Source organism: Mycobacterium senriense (genome assembly GCF_019668465.1).
Classification (GTDB): domain Bacteria; phylum Actinomycetota; class Actinomycetes; order Mycobacteriales; family Mycobacteriaceae; genus Mycobacterium; species Mycobacterium senriense.
In genome coordinates this window covers 231,108-252,797 of sequence record NZ_AP024828.1, presented here as the reverse complement: position 1 = coordinate 252,797, position 21,690 = coordinate 231,108, and the positions used below count along the sequence as shown (strand labels likewise).

The 21,690-nt window shown below is 67.3% G+C and carries 21 protein-coding genes; 7 read left to right on the top strand and 14 right to left on the bottom strand.

Going from position 1 to position 21,690, the window contains the following annotated elements; translation table 11 throughout:
• The first annotated feature begins 32 nt into the window (after positions 1-32).
• On the top strand, positions 33-635 hold the full coding sequence (locus tag MTY59_RS01275; protein ID WP_221044074.1) for a TetR/AcrR family transcriptional regulator: 603 nt from the start codon (positions 33-35) through the stop codon (positions 633-635).
• Positions 632-1,552, top strand: coding sequence for an SDR family NAD(P)-dependent oxidoreductase (locus MTY59_RS01270; protein WP_221044073.1), 921 nt, complete (start codon positions 632-634; stop codon positions 1,550-1,552). The genes MTY59_RS01275 and MTY59_RS01270 overlap by 4 nt, the downstream gene beginning before the upstream one ends.
• Here the strand turns inward: MTY59_RS01270 and MTY59_RS01265 are convergent.
• A complete protein-coding gene (locus MTY59_RS01265) occupies positions 1,549-2,235 on the bottom strand; it encodes a class I SAM-dependent methyltransferase (RefSeq protein ID WP_221044072.1) in 687 nt (228 codons plus the stop codon). The two genes, MTY59_RS01270 and MTY59_RS01265, sit on opposite strands and share 4 nt — an antisense overlap.
• A 149-nt stretch (positions 2,236-2,384) precedes the next feature.
• On the opposite strand from MTY59_RS01265, the gene MTY59_RS01260 reads away from it, so the two are divergent.
• The 5 genes from MTY59_RS01260 (at position 2,385) to MTY59_RS01240 (ending at position 6,529) form a co-directional block, all read left to right on the top strand.
• Positions 2,385-3,332: a DUF4129 domain-containing protein gene (locus tag MTY59_RS01260; RefSeq protein WP_221044071.1), complete on the top strand. Its 948-nt coding sequence runs from the start codon at positions 2,385-2,387 to the stop codon at positions 3,330-3,332.
• The gene (locus MTY59_RS01255) at positions 3,329-3,811 is read left to right on the top strand and encodes a hypothetical protein (protein WP_221044070.1); all 483 of its coding nucleotides are present in this window, start codon (positions 3,329-3,331) and stop codon (positions 3,809-3,811) included. The genes MTY59_RS01260 and MTY59_RS01255 overlap by 4 nt, the downstream gene beginning before the upstream one ends.
• 19 nt (positions 3,812-3,830) lie before the next feature.
• Positions 3,831-4,808, top strand: coding sequence for an AAA family ATPase (locus MTY59_RS01250; protein ID WP_221044069.1), 978 nt, complete (start codon positions 3,831-3,833; stop codon positions 4,806-4,808).
• A gap of 7 nt (positions 4,809-4,815) precedes the next feature.
• Positions 4,816-6,072: a DUF58 domain-containing protein gene (locus MTY59_RS01245; RefSeq protein WP_221044068.1), complete on the top strand. Its 1,257-nt coding sequence runs from the start codon at positions 4,816-4,818 to the stop codon at positions 6,070-6,072.
• 64 nt (positions 6,073-6,136) lie between these two features.
• Positions 6,137-6,529: a hypothetical protein gene (locus MTY59_RS01240; RefSeq protein WP_415823192.1), complete on the top strand. Its 393-nt coding sequence runs from the start codon at positions 6,137-6,139 to the stop codon at positions 6,527-6,529.
• A 15-nt stretch (positions 6,530-6,544) separates the two neighbouring features.
• On the opposite strand, the gene nuoN is transcribed toward MTY59_RS01240, so the two are convergent.
• Genes nuoN through MTY59_RS01175 form a run of 13 tightly spaced genes read right to left on the bottom strand, consistent with a single transcriptional unit; the run spans position 6,545 to position 21,683 of the window.
• A complete protein-coding gene (gene nuoN / locus MTY59_RS01235; RefSeq protein WP_221044066.1) occupies positions 6,545-8,134 on the bottom strand; it encodes an NADH-quinone oxidoreductase subunit NuoN in 1,590 nt (529 codons plus the stop codon).
• On the bottom strand, positions 8,131-9,723 hold the full coding sequence (locus MTY59_RS01230) for an NADH-quinone oxidoreductase subunit M (protein ID WP_221044065.1): 1,593 nt from the start codon (positions 9,721-9,723) through the stop codon (positions 8,131-8,133). Before MTY59_RS01230 ends, nuoN begins: the two co-directional genes overlap by 4 nt.
• 33 nt (positions 9,724-9,756) lie before the next feature.
• The gene (gene nuoL, locus MTY59_RS01225) at positions 9,757-11,643 is read right to left on the bottom strand and encodes an NADH-quinone oxidoreductase subunit L (protein WP_221044064.1); all 1,887 of its coding nucleotides are present in this window, start codon (positions 11,641-11,643) and stop codon (positions 9,757-9,759) included.
• Positions 11,644-11,653: 10 nt separating this feature from the next.
• On the bottom strand, positions 11,654-11,953 hold the full coding sequence (gene nuoK / locus MTY59_RS01220; protein ID WP_007772892.1) for an NADH-quinone oxidoreductase subunit NuoK: 300 nt from the start codon (positions 11,951-11,953) through the stop codon (positions 11,654-11,656).
• The gene (locus tag MTY59_RS01215) at positions 11,950-12,744 is read right to left on the bottom strand and encodes an NADH-quinone oxidoreductase subunit J (protein ID WP_221046195.1); all 795 of its coding nucleotides are present in this window, start codon (positions 12,742-12,744) and stop codon (positions 11,950-11,952) included. The genes nuoK and MTY59_RS01215 overlap by 4 nt, the downstream gene beginning before the upstream one ends.
• Before the next feature lie 26 nt (positions 12,745-12,770).
• Complete coding sequence (nuoI, locus tag MTY59_RS01210) at positions 12,771-13,316, bottom strand: NADH-quinone oxidoreductase subunit NuoI (RefSeq protein WP_221044063.1); 546 nt, start codon at positions 13,314-13,316, stop codon at positions 12,771-12,773.
• On the bottom strand, positions 13,309-14,580 hold the full coding sequence (nuoH, locus tag MTY59_RS01205; protein ID WP_221046194.1) for an NADH-quinone oxidoreductase subunit NuoH: 1,272 nt from the start codon (positions 14,578-14,580) through the stop codon (positions 13,309-13,311). Before nuoH ends, nuoI begins: the two co-directional genes overlap by 8 nt.
• A 5-nt stretch (positions 14,581-14,585) precedes the next feature.
• Positions 14,586-17,000, bottom strand: a complete 2,415-nt coding sequence (locus MTY59_RS01200) for an NADH-quinone oxidoreductase subunit G (RefSeq protein WP_221044062.1) — start codon at positions 16,998-17,000, stop codon at positions 14,586-14,588.
• A gap of 7 nt (positions 17,001-17,007) precedes the next feature.
• The gene (gene nuoF, locus MTY59_RS01195) at positions 17,008-18,348 is read right to left on the bottom strand and encodes an NADH-quinone oxidoreductase subunit NuoF (RefSeq protein WP_221044061.1); all 1,341 of its coding nucleotides are present in this window, start codon (positions 18,346-18,348) and stop codon (positions 17,008-17,010) included.
• Complete coding sequence (nuoE, locus tag MTY59_RS01190) at positions 18,348-19,103, bottom strand: NADH-quinone oxidoreductase subunit NuoE (RefSeq protein ID WP_221044060.1); 756 nt, start codon at positions 19,101-19,103, stop codon at positions 18,348-18,350. The genes nuoF and nuoE overlap by 1 nt, the downstream gene beginning before the upstream one ends.
• Complete coding sequence (nuoD, locus tag MTY59_RS01185; RefSeq protein WP_221044059.1) at positions 19,100-20,425, bottom strand: NADH dehydrogenase (quinone) subunit D; 1,326 nt, start codon at positions 20,423-20,425, stop codon at positions 19,100-19,102. Before nuoD ends, nuoE begins: the two co-directional genes overlap by 4 nt.
• Positions 20,425-21,132: an NADH-quinone oxidoreductase subunit C gene (locus MTY59_RS01180; protein ID WP_221044058.1), complete on the bottom strand. Its 708-nt coding sequence runs from the start codon at positions 21,130-21,132 to the stop codon at positions 20,425-20,427. Before MTY59_RS01180 ends, nuoD begins: the two co-directional genes overlap by 1 nt.
• Positions 21,129-21,683, bottom strand: a complete 555-nt coding sequence (locus MTY59_RS01175) for a NuoB/complex I 20 kDa subunit family protein (RefSeq protein WP_221044057.1) — start codon at positions 21,681-21,683, stop codon at positions 21,129-21,131. The genes MTY59_RS01180 and MTY59_RS01175 overlap by 4 nt, the downstream gene beginning before the upstream one ends.
• Positions 21,684-21,690 lie beyond the last annotated feature (7 nt).

The following is a 21,690-nucleotide window of genomic DNA, read 5'->3' as shown; positions in this document are numbered from 1 at the left end:
GTTGAGGCAATTACGATACGGTAGGTAGCGTTATGAAAGCAGACCCGTCCGGCCTTGACAAGGCCTCCGGCGCCGGCCGCCCGCGCGATCCCCGTATCGACTCGGCGATCCTCTCGGCGACCGCGGAACTGCTTGTCCAAACAGGCTATTCCAACATCAGTTTGGCCGCGGTTGCCGAGCGCGCCGGCACCACGAAATCCGCGTTGTACCGGCGGTGGTCGAGCAAGGCCGAACTGGTGCACGAGGCCGCCTTCCCGACAACACCGACCGCGCTGGAGTCGCCGGCCGGGGATATCGCCGCCGACATGCGGATGATGATCGAGGCCACCCGCGATGTGTTCACCACCCCGGTAGTGCGCGCCGCACTGCCCGGTCTGGTCGCCGACATGACGGCCGACCCCGCGCTTAATGCCCGGGTGATGGCGCGGTTCGTGGACCTGTTCACCGCGGTGCGGGTCCGGCTGCGCGAGGCGGTTGACCGGGGCGAAGCCCATCCCGATGTGGATCCGGACCGATTGATCGAGTTGATCGGGGGAGCGACGATGCTGCGGATGCTGCTGCGTCCGGAAGAAGAGCTCGACGATGCGTGGGTCGAGCAGACCACGGCGATCGTCGTGCACGGGGTGCGGCGATGACGGGACGGCTTGCGGGCCGGGCCGCGATCGTCACCGGCGCCAGCCGCGGCCTGGGCCGCGCGATCGCGCTGGCGCTGGCGGCCGAGGGTGCCGCGGTGGCGGTTGCCGGGCGTACCGAAGAAGTATGGGACGACCGGTTACCGGGAACCATCGGCGAGACGGTCGCCGACATCGAGGCGGCGGGCGGCCGTGCCGTTGCGGTCCGCGCCGATCTGACCGACCGCGATCAGATCGCCCGGCTGGTGGATTCGGCGCGAGAGGCATTGGGCCCCATCGGGATTCTGATCAACAATGCGGCCTTCACCGCGCCGGGACGGCCACCGGCGCCCGGTGCCCAGTCGGGTGACAGGGCCGCCAAGGATGCCGGTAAGCCCGCGGGCGCGGGTGTCAAGCCTGCGGGCGCGGCCGGCAAAGCTGGGGCCGCCAAACCCGGCTGGCCGGGGTTCGTCAGCACGCCGCTGCACGCGTATCGCCGGCACTTCGACATCGCGGTGTTCGCGGCCTACGAGCTGATGCAGATGGTGTGCCCCGACATGATCGAGGCCGGCGGCGGCTCGATCGTCAACATCACCTCGGTCGCGTCGCGACTGCCCGGCGACGGCCCGTACGCCGACCGCAGCGGCGGGGTGCTGCCCGGCTACGGCGGATCCAAGGCGGCGCTCGAGCACCTCACCCAGTGCGCGGCCTACGATCTCACCGACCACAACATCGCGGTCAACGCGCTGTCGCCGTCCAAAGCGATTCTCACGCCCGGGCTCTCGTACTATGCCCGCAACTTCGATGAGACCGCGTCGGAGGACGAATTCGCCCGCGCCGCGGTCGAATTGGTCCTGGTCGACCCCGTCAAGGTCACGGGGCGCACCATCGGTCACCTTCAGGTGCTCGACGGCAGCTTCCGGCCCTTCGCGGTGGACTAGACGGGCGCGATCGCGGTCACCGCGTTGATGATGACTGCGTGCACCCTGTGCCATTGCAGGGACCGAAATCCCGCCTGCGTCAGCAGCCGCTCGGCGCGGCCAGGGGTGCGGGCTTTGCCCCGTCGACTACCGGCCAGCGTCGGCACCAGCCACCGCGACAGCTGATCGACCAGCACCAGCCGCCCGCCGGGCCGCAGCACTCGAGCGCACTCGACCAGGCCCGCTTGCTGATCGGACCAGTGGTCGAATGACGTCGTGCTCACGATCAGGTCGAAGGTATGGTCGGGGTAGCCGAGCTCCTCCGCGACCCCGTGCGTGAAGGTCAACCGGTCGTCGCGCGCAACCGATCGCGCGACGTCGACCATCTGCGGTGCCGCGTCGATCCCGGCCAGCCGCTCCGCGTCCGGATAGCGGTCGGCCAGCACATGCAGCAAATAACCGGTGCCACACCCCACGTCGAGGATGGTGTCGGCGGACGTCGCCGTCCGCATGACCAGATCGGCGGTGCGGTCGGAGATCGTGTGATGCAGCCGGCCTCGCCAGCCGCCGTCGTAGCCGGTCGCGCGGTCGTTGAACGCGCCGACGTCGCGATAGGGCGGCACCCGCTGAGTGTCCCACGGCCGGGGGTGTCCGGTGAGTCCCAGATATTCGGTTGCGGTGCTGGAACACGCGTCCGCGTTCACGCGGGCAAGGGAAATATGTGGACGAATCGCGGCTGTGGATCAGCAGGAACGCCGGTCCTGGCCCTAGGGCGGCCTGACGTGCAAGTATGAGGAAAGTCAGTGCCGCGACGGCGGCAGGCAACCAATCGAGTGGTGTGCCAATGCCTGGTATGGACAAGCCGACAGGGCGAGTCGTAGCCCTGATCGTTCTGCTGCTCGTGGTCGCTGCCGCCCTGCGCGGCTACCTCCCCGCCCGCCACGATGCGATGCGCAGCGAGTCGGGGGGTCGGGCGGCGCTGACGTTCGTGGTAGCGATTCTCACGGTGACCCTCGCGCTGATCGCCGTCGCCGTGGTCGCGCGGTTGCGAGACCCCCGGGCTCCCGCGCCGACTACGGGTGCCCTGTCAGAAATGCTCGGCACCGGTAAGGGACGACCGAGCTGGCGCGTGTTGTTGATCGGGATGGCCGTGATCACGGCCTGGCTGCTGATCGCGATGCTGCTGGCCCGATTTCTGGGCCACGGTATCGCTCCCCCCGCCCCACAATCGCCCGATAGTGGGGCGGCAGCGTCGACGCACCCGCCCGCACAGCCGCCGCCCCAGCAGCATCCGCACCGTGCTCGCGACGGCTCTCAGAACCTGCTGGGGATCCTCCTGGCCTGCACGGTCGCCATGTTGGTGATGTTCGTCGCCGGGACGGTCGCCTCGGCTCGGCGGCGCTGGCGTCCGGCGGCTCCCGCCAACGCCGGCGAGCCGGCGGAATCCCCGGCGCCCGCGCCGCGTTCGGAGTCGCTGGCGCGAGCCGCCGAACGTGGACTGGCCGAGATGACAGACCTGAGCCGTGAACCGCGCGAGGCGATCATCGCCTGCTATGCCGCGATGGAACGCGAACTCGCACATGTTCCCGGCGCGGTTCCCCAGGAATTCGACACCCCGACCGAGGTGCTGGCCCGCGCGGTCGAACACCATGCGCTGCATGCCGACAACGCCGTCCAATTGGTGAATCTGTTCGCCGAGGCGCGGTTCAGCCCCCACGTGATGAACGAGGGCCACCGCGACACCGCGGTGGGCGTGCTCCGACTGGTCCTCGACGAGCTGGGCTCCCGGAGCGCCGCATGAAAAAGATTGTTTCGCTGGGCGTTTGCCTCATCATCGGCACAGAACTGTTGGCACTGACGCAGCACGATCGACGATGGGTGTTGGCGGCCGCCGGCGCCGGGCTGGCCATCGTGTTGCTCAGCCTCCGTCGAGCCCTGGCGCGCGGCTTCGATGCGGAAGGGGAGCCGGGCGCCGACGAGCTCGGGGATTCGTTGCGCCGCTGGCTTTCCGCCACCGAGACGACGATCCGGTGGTCGGAGGCCACCAGGGCCGACTGGGACCGCCATCTGCGCCCGATGCTCGCGCGTCGTTACGAGATGACAACTGGCCAAAGACAATCCAAAGACCCGACGGCCTTCCACGCGACCGGACGTATGCTTTTCGGTGCGGAACTGTGGGAATGGGTGAATCCCAACAACGTCAGGCGCAGCGGTGACCGCGAACCCGGTCCGGGTCGTGCCGCGCTGGAAGAGATTCTGCTGAAGCTGGAGCAGGTATGACAGGAGGCGCGATCCCAACATGACGCTGCCGGCCGCAACCACGACCGCACACTGCGAAGCGATTCTCGACGAGATAGAACGCGTGGTGGTGGGAAAGCGCTCCGCGCTACGGCTTATCCTCACCACGGTCCTCGCGCGCGGCCACATCCTCATCGAAGACCTGCCCGGCCTGGGCAAGACACTGATCGCGAGATCCTTTGCCGCCGCGCTGGGGCTGCAATTCACCCGGGTGCAGTTCACGCCCGATCTGTTGCCGGCGGACCTGCTCGGCTCGACGATCTACGACATGCAGTCCGGCCGCTTCGCGTTCCGGCCCGGCCCCATCTTCACCAACTTGCTGCTGGCCGACGAGATCAACCGCACACCGCCGAAAACCCAAGCAGCGCTGCTGGAGGCGATGGCCGAAGGCCAGGTCAGCATCGACGGCGAAACACACCAGCTACCAAAGCCTTTCATCGTCCTGGCCACCGATAACCCGATCGAGTACGAGGGCACGTATCCACTGCCCGAGGCGCAACTCGATCGATTCGCGATCCGGCTGGAATTGCGGTATCTCAGCGAGCAGGACGAGACCTCGATGCTGCGCCGCCGCCTCGAACGCGGCTCGGCCGAACCGACGGTCAACCGGGTGGTGGACGCGCATGACCTGCTGGCCATGCGCGAATCGGTCGAGCAGGTGACCGTGCACGAAGACGTCCTGCACTACGTGGTGTCGCTGGCCAATGCGACGCGACACCATCCCCAGGTTGCGGTGGGCGCCAGCCCGCGCGCCGAACTCGACCTGGTGCAACTCGCCCGCGCCCGCGCGTTGCTGCTCGGCCGCGACTACGTCATTCCCGAGGATGTGAAGGCGCTCGCCATCGCGGCGGTCTCGCACCGAATCACCTTGCGCCCCGAAATGTGGGTGCGAAAGATCCAGGGCGCCGATGTGATCGCTGAGTTGTTGCACCGCCTGCCGGTGCCGCGGACCGGCGCCGGCGCCGGAGACACCGGATGAGCCCGGCGTGACGTCCGGCGTTGCGGCCGAATTCCGCTGGCGCGCATCGAGCTTGACGCGAGCGATCGCCACCTGCGTGGGGTTCGCGATAGCCGCCGCCGTGATCGGCGCCCGGTGGCAGCTGATCGCCTTCGCCGCGCCCCTGCTCGGCGTGCTGTGCTCGATCAGCTGGCAGCGGCCCGTCCCGACGATTCGTGTGCACGGCGAACCCGACGCCCAGCGCTGCTTTGAAAGCGAGCAGGCACACGTCAGGGTATGGGTGACACAAGAAGGCGCATCGGCCGTCCAGGTCAGTATTCCGGACATCGCCGGCATGGAGCTCGAGATCTCCGAATCCGATGCGGGCCAGGAGAAGACCGTCACAGCGACCGCGCGGCGCTGGGGCCGGTATTCCATCGGTGCTCGTATCGACGTCGTTGCCCGCGGTGGGCTGCTCACCGGAACGGCCACCGTCGGGGCCGCCGAGGTCATCGTGTTTCCCTTGACGCCGCCGCAGCTCACGCCCATCCCGCAGATCGAGTTGCTCGACCGGCTGGGCGCCCACCTGACCCGCCATATCGGGCCCGGCGTGGAATACGCCGACATCCGCCCCTATGTGCCGGGCGACCAACTGCGCGCGGTGAACTGGCCGGTGAGCGCGCGCCGCCGCCAACTGCATGTGACACAGCGGCTGACCGACCGCGCCGCCGACGTCGTCGTCTTGATCGATGCGTATCGCCAGCCCGCGGGCCCGGCCACCGAGGCCACCGAGCGGGTCGTGCGCGGGGCGGCGCAAGTGGTGCAAACCGCGTTGCGCCACGGTGACCGGGCCGGCATCGTCGCTCTCGGGGGTAACCACCCGCGCTGGCTGGGTGCCGACATCGGGCAGCGCCAGTTCTATCGGGTGCTCGACACCGTCCTGAACGCCGGAGACCGATTCGAACACACCACGGGCACGCTGGCCCCGCGCGCGGCGGTGCCCGCCGGCGCGATCGTCATCGCGTTCTCCACCCTGCTCGACACCGAATTCGCCTTGGCCCTCATCAATCTGCGCAAGCGCGGCCATGTCGTGCTGGCGGTCGACATCCTGGACAGTTCGCCGTTCGAGGACGAGCAGGATCCCCTGGTGGATCGGATGTGGGCGCTGCAGCGCTCCGCGATGTACCGCGACATGGCCACCATCGGCGTGGACATCGTGTCGTGGGCTGGCGAGAGCGGTTTGGAGCAGTCCATGGGTGTGTTGCCGGATCGCCGCCGGCGGGTGCGAGGGAGGCTCCGTGGCTAACGCCGGTACGGGGACGCTGGCGCGGGTGGGGGCGCCCGCCTTCGCGACGGGTTTCGGCCTGCTGATGGTGGGGCTGGCCGCCGGCGGTTGGCAGGGCCCCGCGGTGGTCGCCTGGACGGCGGCGCTGATCGCGGTCGCGGTGGGCATTGCATTCCGGCGCGCCGCAACGCTTGCCGTGCTGCTGGCGGCGGTCACCGTGATGCTGACCGACCCACCGCTGATCTTCGTCGCGCTGTCCGGATTGTGCGCCGCCGCCTACCTGGTATGCCGCCACGCGGTAGGTGGGGCCGCCCCGGTGGTGCTCGACAGCCTGCCGACGGCCGTTGGCGCCGTGGGGTTTACGCTCGCCGGACTGGTTGCGGCGTCATTTCCCTTGCAGTTGCCGTGGTTGCCGTTGGTGGCCCCGTTGGGCGCACTGCTGATCTACCTGCTGGCCATCCGGCCGTTCATGAGCTGACGGCCCGACGCCGCGTCAGTGCAGCAGCTGGGCGGCCTGGTCGGCGAGATCGAGCAGCGGCTGCGGGAAGATACCGAGCACGACGGTGACCGCGGCGCACACCGCGATCGCGGCCTTGCTCAAGATGCCCGGCGCCACCACGTGCGGGGTGTCCTCGGTCGCTTCGGTGAAGAACATGGACACGATCACCCGCACGTAGAAGTACGCGGCGACCCCGCTGGCGACCACACCGACGATCACCAGCGGCACGGCACCGCCCTGGGCGGCGGCCTTAAAGACGGCGAGCTTGCTGACGAAGCCACTGGTCAGGGGGATGCCGGCGAACGCCAACAAGAACATCGAAAACATCACGCCCACAATGGGTGACCGCTGACCCAGCCCCGCCCAATGCGAGAGCGTCGCGTCCTCGACCCCGTCGGCGTCGCGGATCAGGCCGACGATGGCGAACGCGCCGACGGTGCTGAAGCTGTAGGCCAGCAGATAGAACAGCGTGGCGGACAGGCCCGTGTGGTTGTCCGCGATGACGCCGGTGAGGATGAACCCGACGTGGGCGACCGACGAGTAGGCCAGCATGCGTTTGACGTCGGTCTGGTTCACCGCGGTGATGGTTCCGACCGCCATCGTCAGGATCGAGATGGTCCACAGCACCGGGCGCCATTGATCGTGCAGCGGCGGCAGCGCCACGTAGATAACCCGAAGCAGCGCACCGAAAGCCGCGACCTTGGTGGCCGCCGCCATGAACCCGGTGATGGGGGTGGGTGCGCCCTGGTACACGTCCGGAATCCACGAATGGAACGGAACGGCGCCGACCTTGAACAGCAGGCCGACCGACAGCAGCGCGACGCCGACGAGCGCCATCGAGGTGTCGCCGCGTGCGGCAAGCGCATCACGGATACCGGTCAACAGCAGCGTGCCGGTCGCGCCGTAGAGCAGCGCGACACCGTAAAGGAAGAACGCCGACGAAAACGCGCCCAGCAGAAAGTACTTCATCGCCGCTTCCTGCGAGAGCAGGCGGCGGTGGCGGGCCAGGCCGCACATCAGGTACAACGGCAGCGACAACACTTCCAGCGCGACGAACATGGTCAACAGGTCATTGGACGCGGGAAAGACCATCATGCCGCCGACCGATAGCAGCGCCAGCGGGAACAGCTCCGTCTGGGCGGCCCCGGCCCGCTCGGCCTCGCGCTCGGCGTCACTGTCGGGCACCGCCGATGCCTGCGGCGTGAAGGAGTCCAGGCCGCCCGTGCCGGCGGTGCCGACTCCCACGGACACTTTGCTGTCCGCCTTGGCCTGGGTGCGTTCGGCGATGAAGATCACCGCCATCACCGCGACCAGCAGCACGGTGCCCTGCAGATACAGCGTCGGGCGGTCAATGGCCATGGCGCCCAACACCGCGACACGGCCCGAGCTTTGGATCGAGCGGCTCACGGCGATGACCGCGACGAACGCCGCGATCAATCCGCCAAGTGAGAGCGTCACCTGCGCGGTGTAGCGAATTCGCCTGGGCAGGAACGCCTCTGCGAGGACACACACCACGGCGACGCCGAACACGATGAGCGTCGGGCACAGCAGGAAGTACTGGATGCTCGGGGTAGGGAGGGTCATCGCGGTCCTTCGGCGGTCCGGTGTAGGTCGGCTGGCCCGGGTGTTCCCACCGGTCCCATCGGGACGGTCGGCTTGGGGTCATGCTGGCCGATGGTGGTCATGGTGTTCTCGACGGCGGGAGTGATGATGTCGAGCACGGGCTTGGGGTAGATGCCGAGCACCAGCAGCAGCGCGATCAACGGTGCGACGACGATCAATTCGCGTGCACGCAGATCACCGATCTTCTCGTTGCCGCTGACGACCGGCCCGGTCATCACGCGCTGGTACAGCCACAACATGTAGACCGCCGAGAGCACCAACGCCGTGACCCCGAATGCGGCGGCCAGCCAGTACCGGTTGAAAGTGCCCAGCAGGACCAGGAATTCGCTGATGAACGGCGCCAGGCCCGGCAGTGACAGGGTGGCCATGGCCGAGACCAGGAAGGTGCCGGCCAGTACGGGCGCCACCTTCTGCACGCCGCCGTAGTCGGCGATAGACCGGCTGCCGTGCCGCGATATCAGGAAGCCGGCGATCAGGAAGACCGCGGCCGTGGACAGGCCGTGGTTGAGCATGTACAGCGTCGACCCGCTCTGCCCCTGGGTGGTCATCACGAAGATGCCCAGGATGATGAACCCGAAGTGCGAGATCGAGGTGTAGGCGATCAGCCGCATGATATCGGTCTGGCCGATGGCGACGATCGCGCCGTAGATCACCCCGATGACCGCCAGCACGACGATCAGCGGGCGGAAATACGTTGAGGCACCGGGGAACAGCTGCAGGCAGTAGCGCAGCATGCCGAAGGTGCCGACCTTGTCCATCACCGCCATCATCAGCACCGCGGTCGCCGGGGTGGCCTCGACGGCGGCGTCGGGCAGCCAGCGGTGGAACGGCCACAGCGGAGCCTTGATCGCGAACGCGAACATGAAGCCCAGGAACAGCGCCTTGAACACCGCCGAGTCCGCGCCGTAGCGGCCCGACGCGACGCCGGCCACGATCTCACGGAAATCGAAGGTGCCTGAACCGTGCTGCGAGGTCACCACATACAGCCCGATCACCGCGGCCAGCATGATCAGACCGCCGAACAGGTTGTACAACAAGAACTTCACGGCCGCGCGTGACCTGCCGGCCCCGCCACCGAAACCTCCGATCAGGAAGTACATCGGGACGAGCATGGCCTCGAAGAAGACGTAGAAGAGCAACACGTCCAGGGCGACCACTGAGATCAGCACCATCGACTCGATGGCCAGCGTCAGGGCGATATAGGCCTGAACGCTGCGGCTGCGCTCGCCGCCATCGTTCCAGCCGGCCACCTGCAGCACCGGAATCAGCACCGCGGTCAGCAGCACCAGCACCACCGCGATGCCGTCGACGCCCAGGGTGTAGCCGGCGCCGAACGCCGGGATCCACTGGTGGCTTTCGACGAATTGGTAAGGCGCGCCGCCGGTCTTGAACCCGACGGTGACGACGACCGCCACCGCCAGGGTCAGGACGCCGAAGACCAGACCTGTCCACTTCGCGAGCTGGCGCAGCCCGGGCGGCATCAGGATGATCAGCACGGAGCCGGCCAGCGGCACCAGCCACAGCACGCTCAGCCATGGAACGCTATTCACCAGCGCCGCTCCTTTTCATCTCGCCGCCGCGAATCACCACAGCCGCACCGCCAGGATCAGCGCGATCACCAGCACCGCGCCCGTCAGCATCGACAGTGCGTAGTTGCGGGCGAAGCCGGTTTGCAGCCCCCGCAGCCGATTTGACGTCGAACTCACCAGCGCCGCCAGCGCGTTGACCGAGCCGTCGACGCCCGCGTTGTCGATGTCGACGAGCGCGTGGGTCAGTTGTGCGCCCGGCCGCATGAAGACCTCTTCGTTGAAGGCGTCGCCGTAGAAGTCCTTGCGCACCGCCGTCGTCAGCGCCGACACGGAGAGCGGCGCCACCCGGGGGATCGGTGCCCTCGCGTACAACCCGTAGGCCACCGCGATGCCGATGACCACGACACCCAGCGCCAGCGCGGAGCTGACCCAGACGGGGTACGCGTGGGTGACTTCCTCGTGCTTTCCGACGACCGGCTCGAGCCAGCGCTGCAGGGTGCCGCCCACCGCCAGCAGGCCACCGGAGAACACCGAGCCGACGGCGAGCAGAATCATCGGCCACGTCATCAGGGCGGGTGCCTCATGCGGGTGGGCTCCCGGACCCCAGCGCTTCTTGCCGAAGAACGTCATCAGCATCACGCGGGTCATGTAGAACGCGGTTACGCCGGCGCCCAGCAGCGCGGCCCCACCCAGCAGGTAACCCCGGACGCCACCCGAGGCCAGCGCCGCCTCGATGATGGCGTCCTTGGAGAAGTAGCCCGCGAAGGGCGGCACGCCGATGATCGCGAGGTAACCCAGGCCGAAGGTGACGAACGTGATGGGCAGCGCCGCCCGCAACCCGCCGTAGCGGCGCATGTCCTGTTCTTCGTGCATCGCGTGAATCACCGCGCCGGAGCCGAGGAACAACCCGGCCTTGAAGAAGCCGTGGGTGAGCAGATGCATGATCGCGAAGGCATAGCCGGCCGGCCCGAGGCCCGCCGCCAGCACCATGTAGCCGATCTGGCTCATCGTCGACGCCGCCAGCGCCCGCTTGATGTCGTCCTTGGCGCAGCCGATGAACGCCCCGAGCAGCAGCGTGACCGCACCCACGATGACCACGGCCAGCCGGGCGTCGGGGGACAGGTTGTACAACGGATTCGATCGCACGATCAGATACACGCCCGCCGTCACCATGGTGGCGGCGTGGATCAGCGCGGACACCGGGGTGGGGCCCTCCATGGCGTCACCCAGCCACGCCTGCAGCGGGACTTGGGCGGACTTGGCGCAGGCGCCCAGCAGCAACAGCAATCCCATGGCGGTCAGCGCGCCGTGACCGGCGGCGGGCGCGCCGGCGAACACCCCGGCGTACGACAGGGTGCCGAAAGTGCTGAACATCAAAAACATTCCCAGGGCCAGCCCGGCGTCGCCGACCCGGTTCATCACGAACGCCTTCTTGGCCGCGGTGGCCGCCGTCGGCTTGTAGTACCAGAACCCGATCAGCAGGTAGGACGCCAGGCCGACGCCTTCCCAGCCGACGTAGAGCACCACATAGTTGTCGGCGACGACCAGCAGCAGCATCGACGCCAGGAACAGGTTGAGGTAGCCGAAAAACCTTCGGCGGTCTGGGTCTTCGGCCATGTAGGCGACCGAATAGATGTGGATCAGCGACCCGACCCCGGAGATCAGCAGCACGAAACACACCGACAACTGGTCGATTTGCAGCCCGAAGTCGACCTGGAGCTGGCCGACCGGGATCCAGCTGAACACCTTCTGGTGGATGAAGCGGTTGTCGCCCGCGCGGCCGAGCAGCTCCGAGAGCAGGCTCAGGCCCACCCCGAACGCCGCGAGGGCGGTGGCGCAGCCCAGCCAATGCCCCCACCCGTCGGTGCGTCGCCCGCCGAACAGCAGGATTGCGGCGCCCGCCAATGGCAGCGCGACCAGCAGCCAGGTGTATTGAGTCATGTTGGCGTCTTCAGCCTTTGAGTAGGTTCGCGTCGTCGACGGACGCCGATTTGCGGGTACGGAAGATGGTCATGATGATGGCCAGGCCGATGACCACCTCGCAGGCGGCGACCACCATCGTGAAGAACGCGATCATCTGACCGTCCAGGTGGCCGTGCATCCGCGCGAACGTGACGAACGCGAGATTGACCGCGTTGAGCATCAGCTCCACGCACATGAACATCACGATGGCGTTGCGGCGCAACAACACACCGGAGGCCCCGATGGTGAACAGCAGCGCCGAAAGGTACAGGTAATTGGCCGGATTCACGACGTACCGCCTTGGGAAAGAGTCGGGCTCGGCTCGGGGGACGGGGAGGGGGTCTTCTTGCCGTCGGCGCCGCGGCTCTGCAGCATCGGCGACACCGAGAGCTTCGAGTATGAGCCGTCCGGCAGCAACGCGGCCACGTCGACAGCGTTGTGGCGTGCGTACACACCGGGGTTGGGCATCGGGGTGGGGTGCCCGCCCGACCGGAACCGTTCCTGCGAAAGCTCGCGCTGCGTCTTGCGGCGCTCGAAGCGCTCGCGGTGCGCCAGCACCATCGCGCCGACGGCCGCGGTGATCAGCAGCGCGCTGGTGAGCTCGAACGCCCACAGGTACCGCGAAAAGATCAGCGCCGCCAGCCCTTCCACGTTGCCATTGGCGTTGGCGGTGGTCAGTCCCGCGAAGCCGCCGGTGGTCACGTTGCCGATGGCGGCGATGAGCAGGATGCCGAACCCGATCCCGGCGGCCACGCCGGCGATGCGCTGACCGCGCAGCGTCTCCTTGAGCGATTCCGCGGAGTCCACGCCGATGAGCATCAGCACGAACAAGAACAGCATCATCACCGCGCCGGTGTAGACCACGACTTGAACCACACCCAGAAACAGCGCGTCCTGGATCATGTAGAAGACCGCCAGGATGATCATGGTCATCGCCAGGAACATTGCCGAGTAGACGGCGTTGACGGCGGTGACGACCCCGATCGCGCCGATCACGGCCAGGACGCCCAGCACCCAGAACGCGATCGCTTCCCCGGTGGAGGTACGGACGATGATGTCCTGCGCAAAACTTGAGGCCACGGCGGCGACGTGGCCGGCCGATCCGGTCACTTCGAGTCTCCGGCCTGCTGGGTCTGCCGTAACCCGTGTGCGGTCACATTGCCTTGGTAGTAGTCCTTGTCGGTGGCGCCCTCGGTCCTGGGGTGCGGCGGCGCGAGCATGTCCTGCAGCAGCGGCGCCAGCAGCCGGTCCTTCTCGTAGATCAGGTCCGCACGGTTGTCGTCGGCCATTTCGTAGTCGTTGGTCATCGTCAGCGCCCGGGTGGGGCAGGCCTCGACGCACAGTCCGCAACCGATGCACCGCAGATAGTTGATTTGATAGACCCGGCCGTAGCGTTCCCCGGGCGAATACCTGAGTTCCTCGGTGTTGTCGGCGCCCTCGACATAGATCGCGTCGGCCGGGCACGCCCAGGCGCATAATTCGCAGCCGATGCACTTCTCCAGACCGTCGGGGTAGCGGTTCAGCTGGTGACGGCCGTGGTAGCGCGGCATGACGGGGCCCGGCTTTTCCGGATACTCCTCGGTGACATTCCTTTTGAACATCGATCCAAACGTCACGCCGAATCCGGCTACGGCGTCCAAGAATTTAGCCACGAGCTTTCTCCTTGCTCGCCGCCGCCAGGGATTTCTGGGCCTTCGATGGCAGCGGCGGTGTCGGGAATACGGGTGCGGAGTCGAGTGCGGTCGGCAGCTTCTTCGCCTCGCGGCGCAGCTGTTTCTCGAGCGCGCGAATACCCGGCGCGCTGAACGGCTTTCGCAGCGACAGTACGATCGCGGTGGCGAACACGACGCTGCTGGCCACCAGGATCGGGGTCCAGTGCTGATAGCCCTGGTTCTGCAGCGTGCGAATGACGGCGGCGATCAGCACCCAGACCAGCGAGGCCGGGATCAGCAGCTTCCAGCCCAGCCCCATGAACTGGTCGTAGCGCAGCCGGGGCAGCGAGGCCCGCAGCCAGAAGTACACGAACAGGAAGGTCCACATCTTCGCGGTGAACCAGAGCACCGGCCACCAGCCGGTGTTGGCGCCGGCCCACATGTTCAGCGGCCACGGCGCGTGCCAGCCGCCGAAGAACAGGACGGTGGCCAGCGAGGAGACCGTCATCATGTTGACGTACTCGGCCAGCATGAACATCGCGAACTTCAGCGACGAGTACTCGGTGTGGAACCCGGCAACCAGCTCACCCTCGGCCTCGGGCAAATCGAAAGGCGCCCGGTTGGTTTCGCCGACCATCGAGATGAGGTAGATGACGAACGACGGCAGCAGCAGGAACACGTACCAGACCCGGTCCTGCGCGGCGACGATCTGGGACGTCGACATGGAGCCCGCGTAGAGGAAGACCGCGGCGAACGACAGCCCCATCGCCACCTCGTAGGAGATGACCTGGGCGGTGGAGCGCACCCCGCCCAGCAGCGGGTAGGTGGACCCGGAAGCCCAACCGCCCAGCACGATTCCGTACACGCCGATCGCCGACAGCCCCAGGATGAACAGCACCGCGACCGGCAGGTCGGTCAGCTGCAGCGGTGTGCGGTGCCCGAACACCGACACCACCGGACCGAACGGGATGAACGCGAAGGCGGTGAACGCCGGAATCGTGGAGATGACCGGCGCCGCGAAGTAGACGAACTTGTCGACCCCGCCCGGGGTGATGGTTTCCTTGAGCGCCAACTTGATTCCGTCGGCCAGGCTCTGCAGGACACCCCACGGACCCGCCCGGTTGGGCCCGGGCCGCAGCTGCATCCAGCCGAGGATCTTGCGCTCGAGCAGAATCGCGACCAGCACGTTGAGCATAAGGAACACGAAGATCGCCAGTGCCTTGCCGAGCACCAGCCACAAGGTGTCGTGCCCGAAGGCGGTCAAGCCGGTCATTCGCCAACTCCGATCTTGACTGTGCTGCCGGCCGATACGCCGAGCCGGCGATGCACCGCCGAGCCGGGCGAGTTCACCGGAAGCCATACCACGCGGTCGGGCATGTCGGTGATCATCAGCGGCAGGCTGATGGATCCATGTGACGTGCTGACCGTGACCGCGTCGCCGTCGGCGGCGCCGATCTCGGCCGCCGTGTCGGCGGACAGCCGAGCGACGGACTTGCGGGCCGTGCCCGCCAGATGTGGCTCGCCGTCTTGCATCCGGCCGTTGTCCAGCATCATCCGCCAGCCGGCCAATACCGCCTCGCCCGACGCAGGCTGGGCCGGCTCGGGGGCCGCGACGGCCGGGTTCGCGGCGCGCTTGCCGTCCCACTGCCGCAGCGCGGCCAGTTCTTCGCGGGCCGTGGCGACGGTGGACATGCCCAGGTACACGCCCATCTCGTCGGCGAGCGTATCGAGCACCTGGTGGTCGGATTGGGTGGCGTCCTGAGTGTTGCGCAACGCCGCTTCGAACGGCCGGAAGCGGCCCTCCCAGTTGACGAATGCGCCGGCCTTCTGCGTCGTCGACGCGACTGGGAAGACGACGTCGGCGCGTTCGGTGACGGCGCTGTGCCGCAACTCCAGGCTGACCACGAAGCCGACGCCGTCCAACGCCGCCAGCACCGCTTGCGGGTCGGTGAAGTCATCGGGCTCGACACCGCCCACCAGCAGCGCGCCCAGCGTGCCGTCGGTGGCGGCGGCCAGGATTGCGTCGGCGTCACGTCCACTGCCGGAAGGCAATTCGGACACGTTCCACGCCTGTGCGACCTGCGCGCGGGCGGTCTCGTCGTCGACCGGACGGCCGCCAGGCAGCAGCCCCGGCAGCGCACCGGCCTCCAGCGCGCCGCGCTCACCGGCGCGCCGCGGCACCCAGGCCAGGCGGGCGCCGGTGGTGTCGGCGAGGCGGGCCGCCGCCGACAAACCGCCCGGCACCGTGGCCAGCCGCTCGCCGACCATGATGACCGCACCCGCCGTGGAGAGCAGGTCGCCCACCTCGCCGGTGGCCAACCCGTCGAGCGCCGAAGCCTCGGCGCCGGGAACCGTTTTGATCAGGCGCCCGGACATCTTGGTCAGCGCGCGGCTGGCGAACGGCGCGATGGCGTAGACCGGCAACCCGTGCTTGCGAGCCGCCTTGCGCAGCCGCAGGAAGACGATGGGCGACTCGTCCTCGGGCTCGAATCCGACCAGCACGACGACCGGCGCCGACTCCAGATCGGCGTAGCTGACGTTGATCGGTTTGCCGGCGATCCGCGCGGCCAGGAAGTCGGCCTCCTCTGCCGAACTCGGCCGGGCGCGGAAGTCGATGTCGTTGCTGTCCAGCACGATTCGTGCGAACTTGGAGTAGGCGTAGGCGTCCTCCAAGGTGGCCCGGCCGCCGACCAGCACGCCAGCGCGGCCACGCGCCGCTTCCAGGCCCTTCGTCGCGACGGCGATTGCGTGAGACCACGAGGCCGGCTGCAGCGAGCCGTCGGTGTCGCGGATCAGGGGAGTGGTGATCACATCGGGCTGGGTCGCGTAGGTGAACGCCCACCGGCCCTTGTCGCAGTTCCACTCCTCGTTGACCTCGGGGTCGTCGCCGGCCAACCGGCGCAGCACCTTGCCGCGGCGGTGGTCGGTGCGCTGCGCGCATCCGGAAGCGCAGTGCTCGCAGACGCTGGGGCTGGAGACCAGGTCGAAAGGCCGGGCGCGGAACCGGTACGAGGACCCGGTCAGCGCGCCGACGGGGCAGATTTGCACCGTGTTGCCCGAAAAGTAGGAGTCGAACGGCTCGTCGGCGTAGATGCCGACCTGCTGTAGGGCGCCCCGTTCCTGCATGTCGATGAAGATGTCCCCGGCGATCTGCTCGGAGAATCGGGTGCAGCGCGCACACAGGATGCAGCGCTCCCGGTCCAGTAGCACCTGCGAGGAGATGTTGATCGGTTTGGCGAAGGTGCGCTTGACGTCGGTGAAGCGAGAGTCGGCGCGGCCGTTGGACATTGCCTGGTTCTGCAGCGGGCATTCGCCGCCCTTGTCGCACATCGGGCAGTCCAGCGGGTGGTTGATGAGCAGCAGTTCCATCACGCCGTGTTGCGCCTTGTCGGCGGCCTCCGACGTGAGCTGGGTGCGCACCACCATGTCGTCGGTGGCGACCGTGGTGCACGAGGCCATCGGCTTACGCTGCCCTTCGACCTCGACCAGACACTGCCGGCACGCGCCGACCGGCTCCAGCAGCGGGTGATCGCAGAACCGGGGGATCTGGATCCCCATCAATTCGGCGGCCCGGATCACCAGAGTTCCCTTGGGAACGCTGATTTCGTTGCCGTCGATGGTCAGCGTCACCATGTCCGGCGGACGGACCTCGTCACCGGTCTCGGTCTTGGCCGCACTAGTCATGGGTGCCTCAAGCCTTTCCGTTCGCCGTCAGCATGGAGTCTCGTGGATCGAAGGGGCATCCGCCGCCCTCGACGTGCGCGACGTATTCGTCGCGGAAGAACTTGATCGACGACATCACCGGGCTGGCCGCACCATCGCCCAACGCGCAGAAGGACTTTCCGAGAATGGTGTCGGAGATGTCCAACAGTTTCTGGATGTCCTCGCTGGTGCCCTTGCCGGTTTCCAGGCGCTCGTAGATCTGGTCGAGCCAGAAGGTGCCCTCGCGGCACGGCGTGCATTTTCCGCACGATTCGTGCTTGTAGAAGTAGGTCCAGCGCTGCACGGCGCGCACCACGCAGGTGGTTTCGTCGAAGATCTCCAGCGCCTTGGTGCCCAGCATCGAGCCGACGCCGCCGACGCCTTCGTAGTCCAGCGGAACGTCGAGGTGCTCGTCGGTCAGCAGCGGGGTCGACGATCCGCCGGGTGTCCAGAACTTGAGCCGATGCCCGGCCCGGACACCGCCGGCGTACGCGAGCAACTCCCGCAGCGTGATTCCCAGCGGGGCCTCGTACTGGCCGGGCCGGGCGACGTGGCCGGACAGCGAATAGAGCGTGAAGCCTGGGGATTTCTCGCTGCCCATCGAGCGGAACCAGTCCACACCGTTGCCGATGATTGACGGCACGCTCGCGATGGTCTCGACGTTGTTGATCACCGTGGGGCAGGCGTACAGCCCGGCCACAGCGGGGAAGGGCGGGCGCAGCCGCGGCTGGCCGCGCCGGCCTTCCAGCGAATCCAGCAGCGCGGTTTCCTCACCGCAGATGTAGGCGCCGGCACCGGCGTGCACCACCAGTTCGAGGTCGAAACCCGAGCCGTTGATGTCGCGGCCCAGGTAGCCCGCGGCGTAGGCCTCGGCCACCGCGTTCTGCAGGCGGCGCAGGACCGGCAGCACCTCCCCGCGCACATAGATGAACGCGTGGCTGGCACGGATCGCGTACGCGGCGATGATGACGCCCTCGACCAGGACGTGCGGTGTCGCCAGCATCAGCGGAATGTCTTTGCACGTACCGGGTTCCGACTCGTCGGCGTTGACCACCAGGTAATGCGGTTTGGCGGCCGCGCCGGTGTCACCCTGCGGGATGAACGACCACTTGGTGCCGGTCGAGAATCCCGCGCCGCCGCGCCCACGCAGTCCGGAGTCCTTCACCACCCCGATCACCGCGTCGGGCTCCATCGCCAGCGCCTTCTTCATCGCCTCGTAGCCGCCGTGGCGGTGATAGGTCTCGAGGGTCCACGACTCGGGGTCGTCCCAAAAGCGGCTGATGACCGGGGTCAGCGGCGTCGCCTGTGAAGTGTCAGAAGTGGTTGTCATTACTGACCTTTCGGCGCGTCCGGCGCCCGCATGCCGTGTTCCTTGGCTACCTTCAGGCCGGCCAGGGTGGCCTGCCCGGCACCGCCCTGTCCCTGGTCGGGACGCTCGTCGGGCAGGCCGGCCAGGATGCGCGACGTTTCGCGGAAGACGCACAGCGGGGCGCCGCGAGTGGGCGGCTGGGGCTCGCCGGACCGCAGCGAGTCGACGAGGTCACGCGCCGACTCCGGCGTCTGGTTGTCGTAGAACTCCCAGTTCACCATCACCACCGGTGCGTAATCGCAGGCGGCGTTGCATTCGATGTGTTGCAGAGTGACCGAGCCGTCGGCGGTGGTCTCGTCGTTGCCGACGCCCAGATGTTCCTTCAGGGCATCGAAGATGGCGTCGCCACCCATGATGGCGCACAACGTGTTTGTGCAGACACCCACCAGGTAATCGCCGGTGGGACCGCGGCGATACATGGTGTAGAAGCTCGCGACCGCGGACACCTCGGCCCCGGTGAGGCCCAGTTGCTCGCCGCAGAACTCCAGGCCCGCCGGTGTCAGGTAGGAGTCCTGGGCTTGCACCAGGTGCAGCAACGGCAACAGCGCCGAACGCTGGTTGGGGTAGCGGCCGATGATCTCCTTGGCGTCGACCTCCAGCCGGGCCCGCACATCGGGCGGATACGTCTTGGGCGCGCCCTCGACGACGAATGCGTTGGGCTCGTGAGGCGGTGGGCCGAGCCGGATGAAGACAGGCTGTCCCTGCGGCCCGGTCACCGGTCCACCCCGCCCATGACCGGGTCGATGCTGGCAACCGCGGTGATCAGGTCGGCGACCATGCCGCCTTCGCACATCGCCGCCACCGACTGCAGATTCGTGAACGAGGGGTCTCGGTAGTGCACCCGGTAGGGCCGGGTGCCGCCGTCGCTGACCATGTGCACACCCAGCTCCCCGCGCGGTGATTCGACCGCCGTGTAGACCTGGCCGGCGGGGACCCTGATGCCCTCGGTGACCAGTTTGAAGTGGTGGATCAACGCCTCCATCGAGCCGCCCATGATCTTGGCGATGTGTTCCGGTGAGTTGCCCAAGCCGTCGGGGCCCACCTTCAAGTCGGCCGGCCAGGCGATCTTGCGGTCCTCGACCATGGTCGGGCCGGGCTTCAGCTTGTCCAGACACTGCTCGACGATCTTGATCGACTCCCACATCTCGTTGACACGAATCATGTAGCGCCCGTAAGCATCACACGTGTCTTCGGTGATTACGTCGAATTCGTAGTTTTCGTATCCGCAGTACGGTTCGCTCTTGCGCAGATCGTGGGGCAACCCGGTGGCGCGCAGGATGGGGCCGGTGATGCCGAGCGCCATGCACCCGGTCAGGTCCAGGTATCCGACGTCCTGGGTGCGGGCCTTCCAGATGGCGTTTTCGTTGAGCAGGCCGCCCATTTCGCGCAGCACCTGCCTGAGTCCCTTGAGGCCTTCGACGATCTCGGCCTCCGCGTTGGGCGGCAGGTCCTGCGCCACACCGCCGGGACGGACGTAGGCACTGTTCATCCGCAGGCCGGTGATCGATTCGAACAGGGTCAGCACGATCTCGCGTCCCCGGAATCCGACGAACATCGGGGTCATGGCGCCCAGTTCCATGCCGCCGGTCGCCAGCGCCACCAGATGCGACGAGATCCGGTTGAGCTCCATCATCATCACCCGGATGACGTTGACCCGCTCCGGAATCTGATCGGTGATGCCGAGCAGCTTCTCCACACCCAGGCAGTAGGCCGTCTCGTTGAAAAACGGTGCGAGGTAATCCATCCGGGTCACGAACGTGACACCTTGGGTCCAGTAGCGGTATTCGAGGTTCTTCTCGATGCCGGTGTGCAAATACCCGATGCCGCAACGGACGTCGGTGACCGTCTCGCCCTCGATCTCCAGGATCAACCGCAACACCCCGTGCGTGGACGGATGCTGCGGCCCCATGTTGACGATGATGCGTTCGCCGGGGTCGACCCCGCGGGCGGCTTCGACGACCTTGTCCCAGTCCTGGCCGCCGGCGACCACGAAGGTCTCGCCGGCGCCGTCGTGCGTCGATTCAGTGGTGGTGCTCATCAGTTGTACGCTCTCCGCTCGTCGGGCGGGGGTATCTGTGCGCCTTTGTATTCGACCGGAATCCCGCCGAGGGGGTAGTCCTTGCGCTGGGGATGCCCGTGCCAGTCGTCGGGCATTTCGATGCGGGTCAGCGACGGGTGCCCGTCGAAGATGATTCCGAAGAAGTCGTAGGTCTCGCGTTCGTGCCAGTCGGTGGTCGGATAGATCGGGAACAGGGAGGGGATGTGCGGATCACCGTCGGGCGCAGACACTTCCAGGCGGACGCGGCGATTGTGCGTGATCGACTGCAACGGGTACACCGCGTGCAGTTCGCGCTCCGTCTCGTGCGGGTAGTGCACGCCGCTGACGCCCAGGCACATTTCAAAGCGCAGCTGCGGGTCGTCGCGCAGCCGGTGAGCGACCTGTTCCAGCGCGTTACGACGGACGTGCAAGGTCAGTTCGTCGCGGTACACCACGACTTTTTCGATGGCGTCGGTGAATTCGACGTTGGCCTGGCTCAAAGCCGCGGCCAGAGCGTCGACCACCTCGTCGAAGTAGCCGCCGTAGGGCCGCGGGCTGCTGCCCGGCAGCATGACCTCGCGCACCAGCCGTCCGTACCCGGACGTGTCGCCCGAGCCCTTGGCGCCGAACATGCCGCGGCGCACGTCGATGACTTCTTCGTCGGCGCGGCTGATCGCTTCTTGGGGATCTTGGTCCGGTGAGCTCATCGCAGCAGTCCGCGCATCTCGATGGTGGGCCGGGCCGTCAGCGCCGCCTGCTCGGCTTCGGCGATGGCGGTTTCCCGGTTGACGCCCAGCGGCATCTCCTGAATCTTCTCGTGCAGCTTCAGGATTGCGTACAACAGCATCTCCGGTCGCGGCGGGCAGCCGGGCAGGTAAATGTCCACCGGGACCACGTGATCGACGCCTTGCACGACCGCATAGTTGTTGAACATCCCGCCGGATGATGCGCATACGCCCATGGCCAGCACCCATTTCGGTTCGGCCATCTGGTCGTAGATCTGTCGCAGCACGGGAGCCATCTTCTGGCTGACCCGCCCGGCGACGATCATCAGATCGGCCTGCCGGGGGGTGGCCGAGAATCGCTCCATCCCGAACCTCGCGAGGTCGAATCTTGGCCCGGCCGTTGCCATCATCTCGATGGCGCAGCAGGCCAACCCGAACGTCGCCGGCCACAGTGAGTTCTTGCGGACGTAGCCCGCGACTTTCTCGACTGTTGACAGCAAGATCCCGCCGGGCAGCTGTTCCTCAAGACCCACGTCTTAC

Coding starts and splice junctions, on each gene's coding strand:
- MTY59_RS01275 (WP_221044074.1), top strand. CDS start 33: ATGAAAGCAGACCCGTCCGGCCTTGACAAGGCCTCCGGCGCCGGCCGC.
- MTY59_RS01270 (WP_221044073.1), top strand. CDS start 632: ATGACGGGACGGCTTGCGGGCCGGGCCGCGATCGTCACCGGCGCCAGC.
- MTY59_RS01260 (WP_221044071.1), top strand. CDS start 2,385: ATGGACAAGCCGACAGGGCGAGTCGTAGCCCTGATCGTTCTGCTGCTC.
- MTY59_RS01255 (WP_221044070.1), top strand. CDS start 3,329: ATGAAAAAGATTGTTTCGCTGGGCGTTTGCCTCATCATCGGCACAGAA.
- MTY59_RS01250 (WP_221044069.1), top strand. CDS start 3,831: ATGACGCTGCCGGCCGCAACCACGACCGCACACTGCGAAGCGATTCTC.
- MTY59_RS01240 (WP_415823192.1), top strand. CDS start 6,137: ATGGTGGGGCTGGCCGCCGGCGGTTGGCAGGGCCCCGCGGTGGTCGCC.
- nuoN (WP_221044066.1), bottom strand. CDS start 8,134: ATGACCCTCCCTACCCCGAGCATCCAGTACTTCCTGCTGTGCCCGACG.
- nuoL (WP_221044064.1), bottom strand. CDS start 11,643: ATGACTCAATACACCTGGCTGCTGGTCGCGCTGCCATTGGCGGGCGCC.
- MTY59_RS01200 (WP_221044062.1), bottom strand. CDS start 17,000: ATGACTAGTGCGGCCAAGACCGAGACCGGTGACGAGGTCCGTCCGCCG.
- nuoF (WP_221044061.1), bottom strand. CDS start 18,348: ATGACAACCACTTCTGACACTTCACAGGCGACGCCGCTGACCCCGGTC.
- nuoD (WP_221044059.1), bottom strand. CDS start 20,425: ATGAGCACCACCACTGAATCGACGCACGACGGCGCCGGCGAGACCTTC.
- MTY59_RS01180 (WP_221044058.1), bottom strand. CDS start 21,132: ATGAGCTCACCGGACCAAGATCCCCAAGAAGCGATCAGCCGCGCCGAC.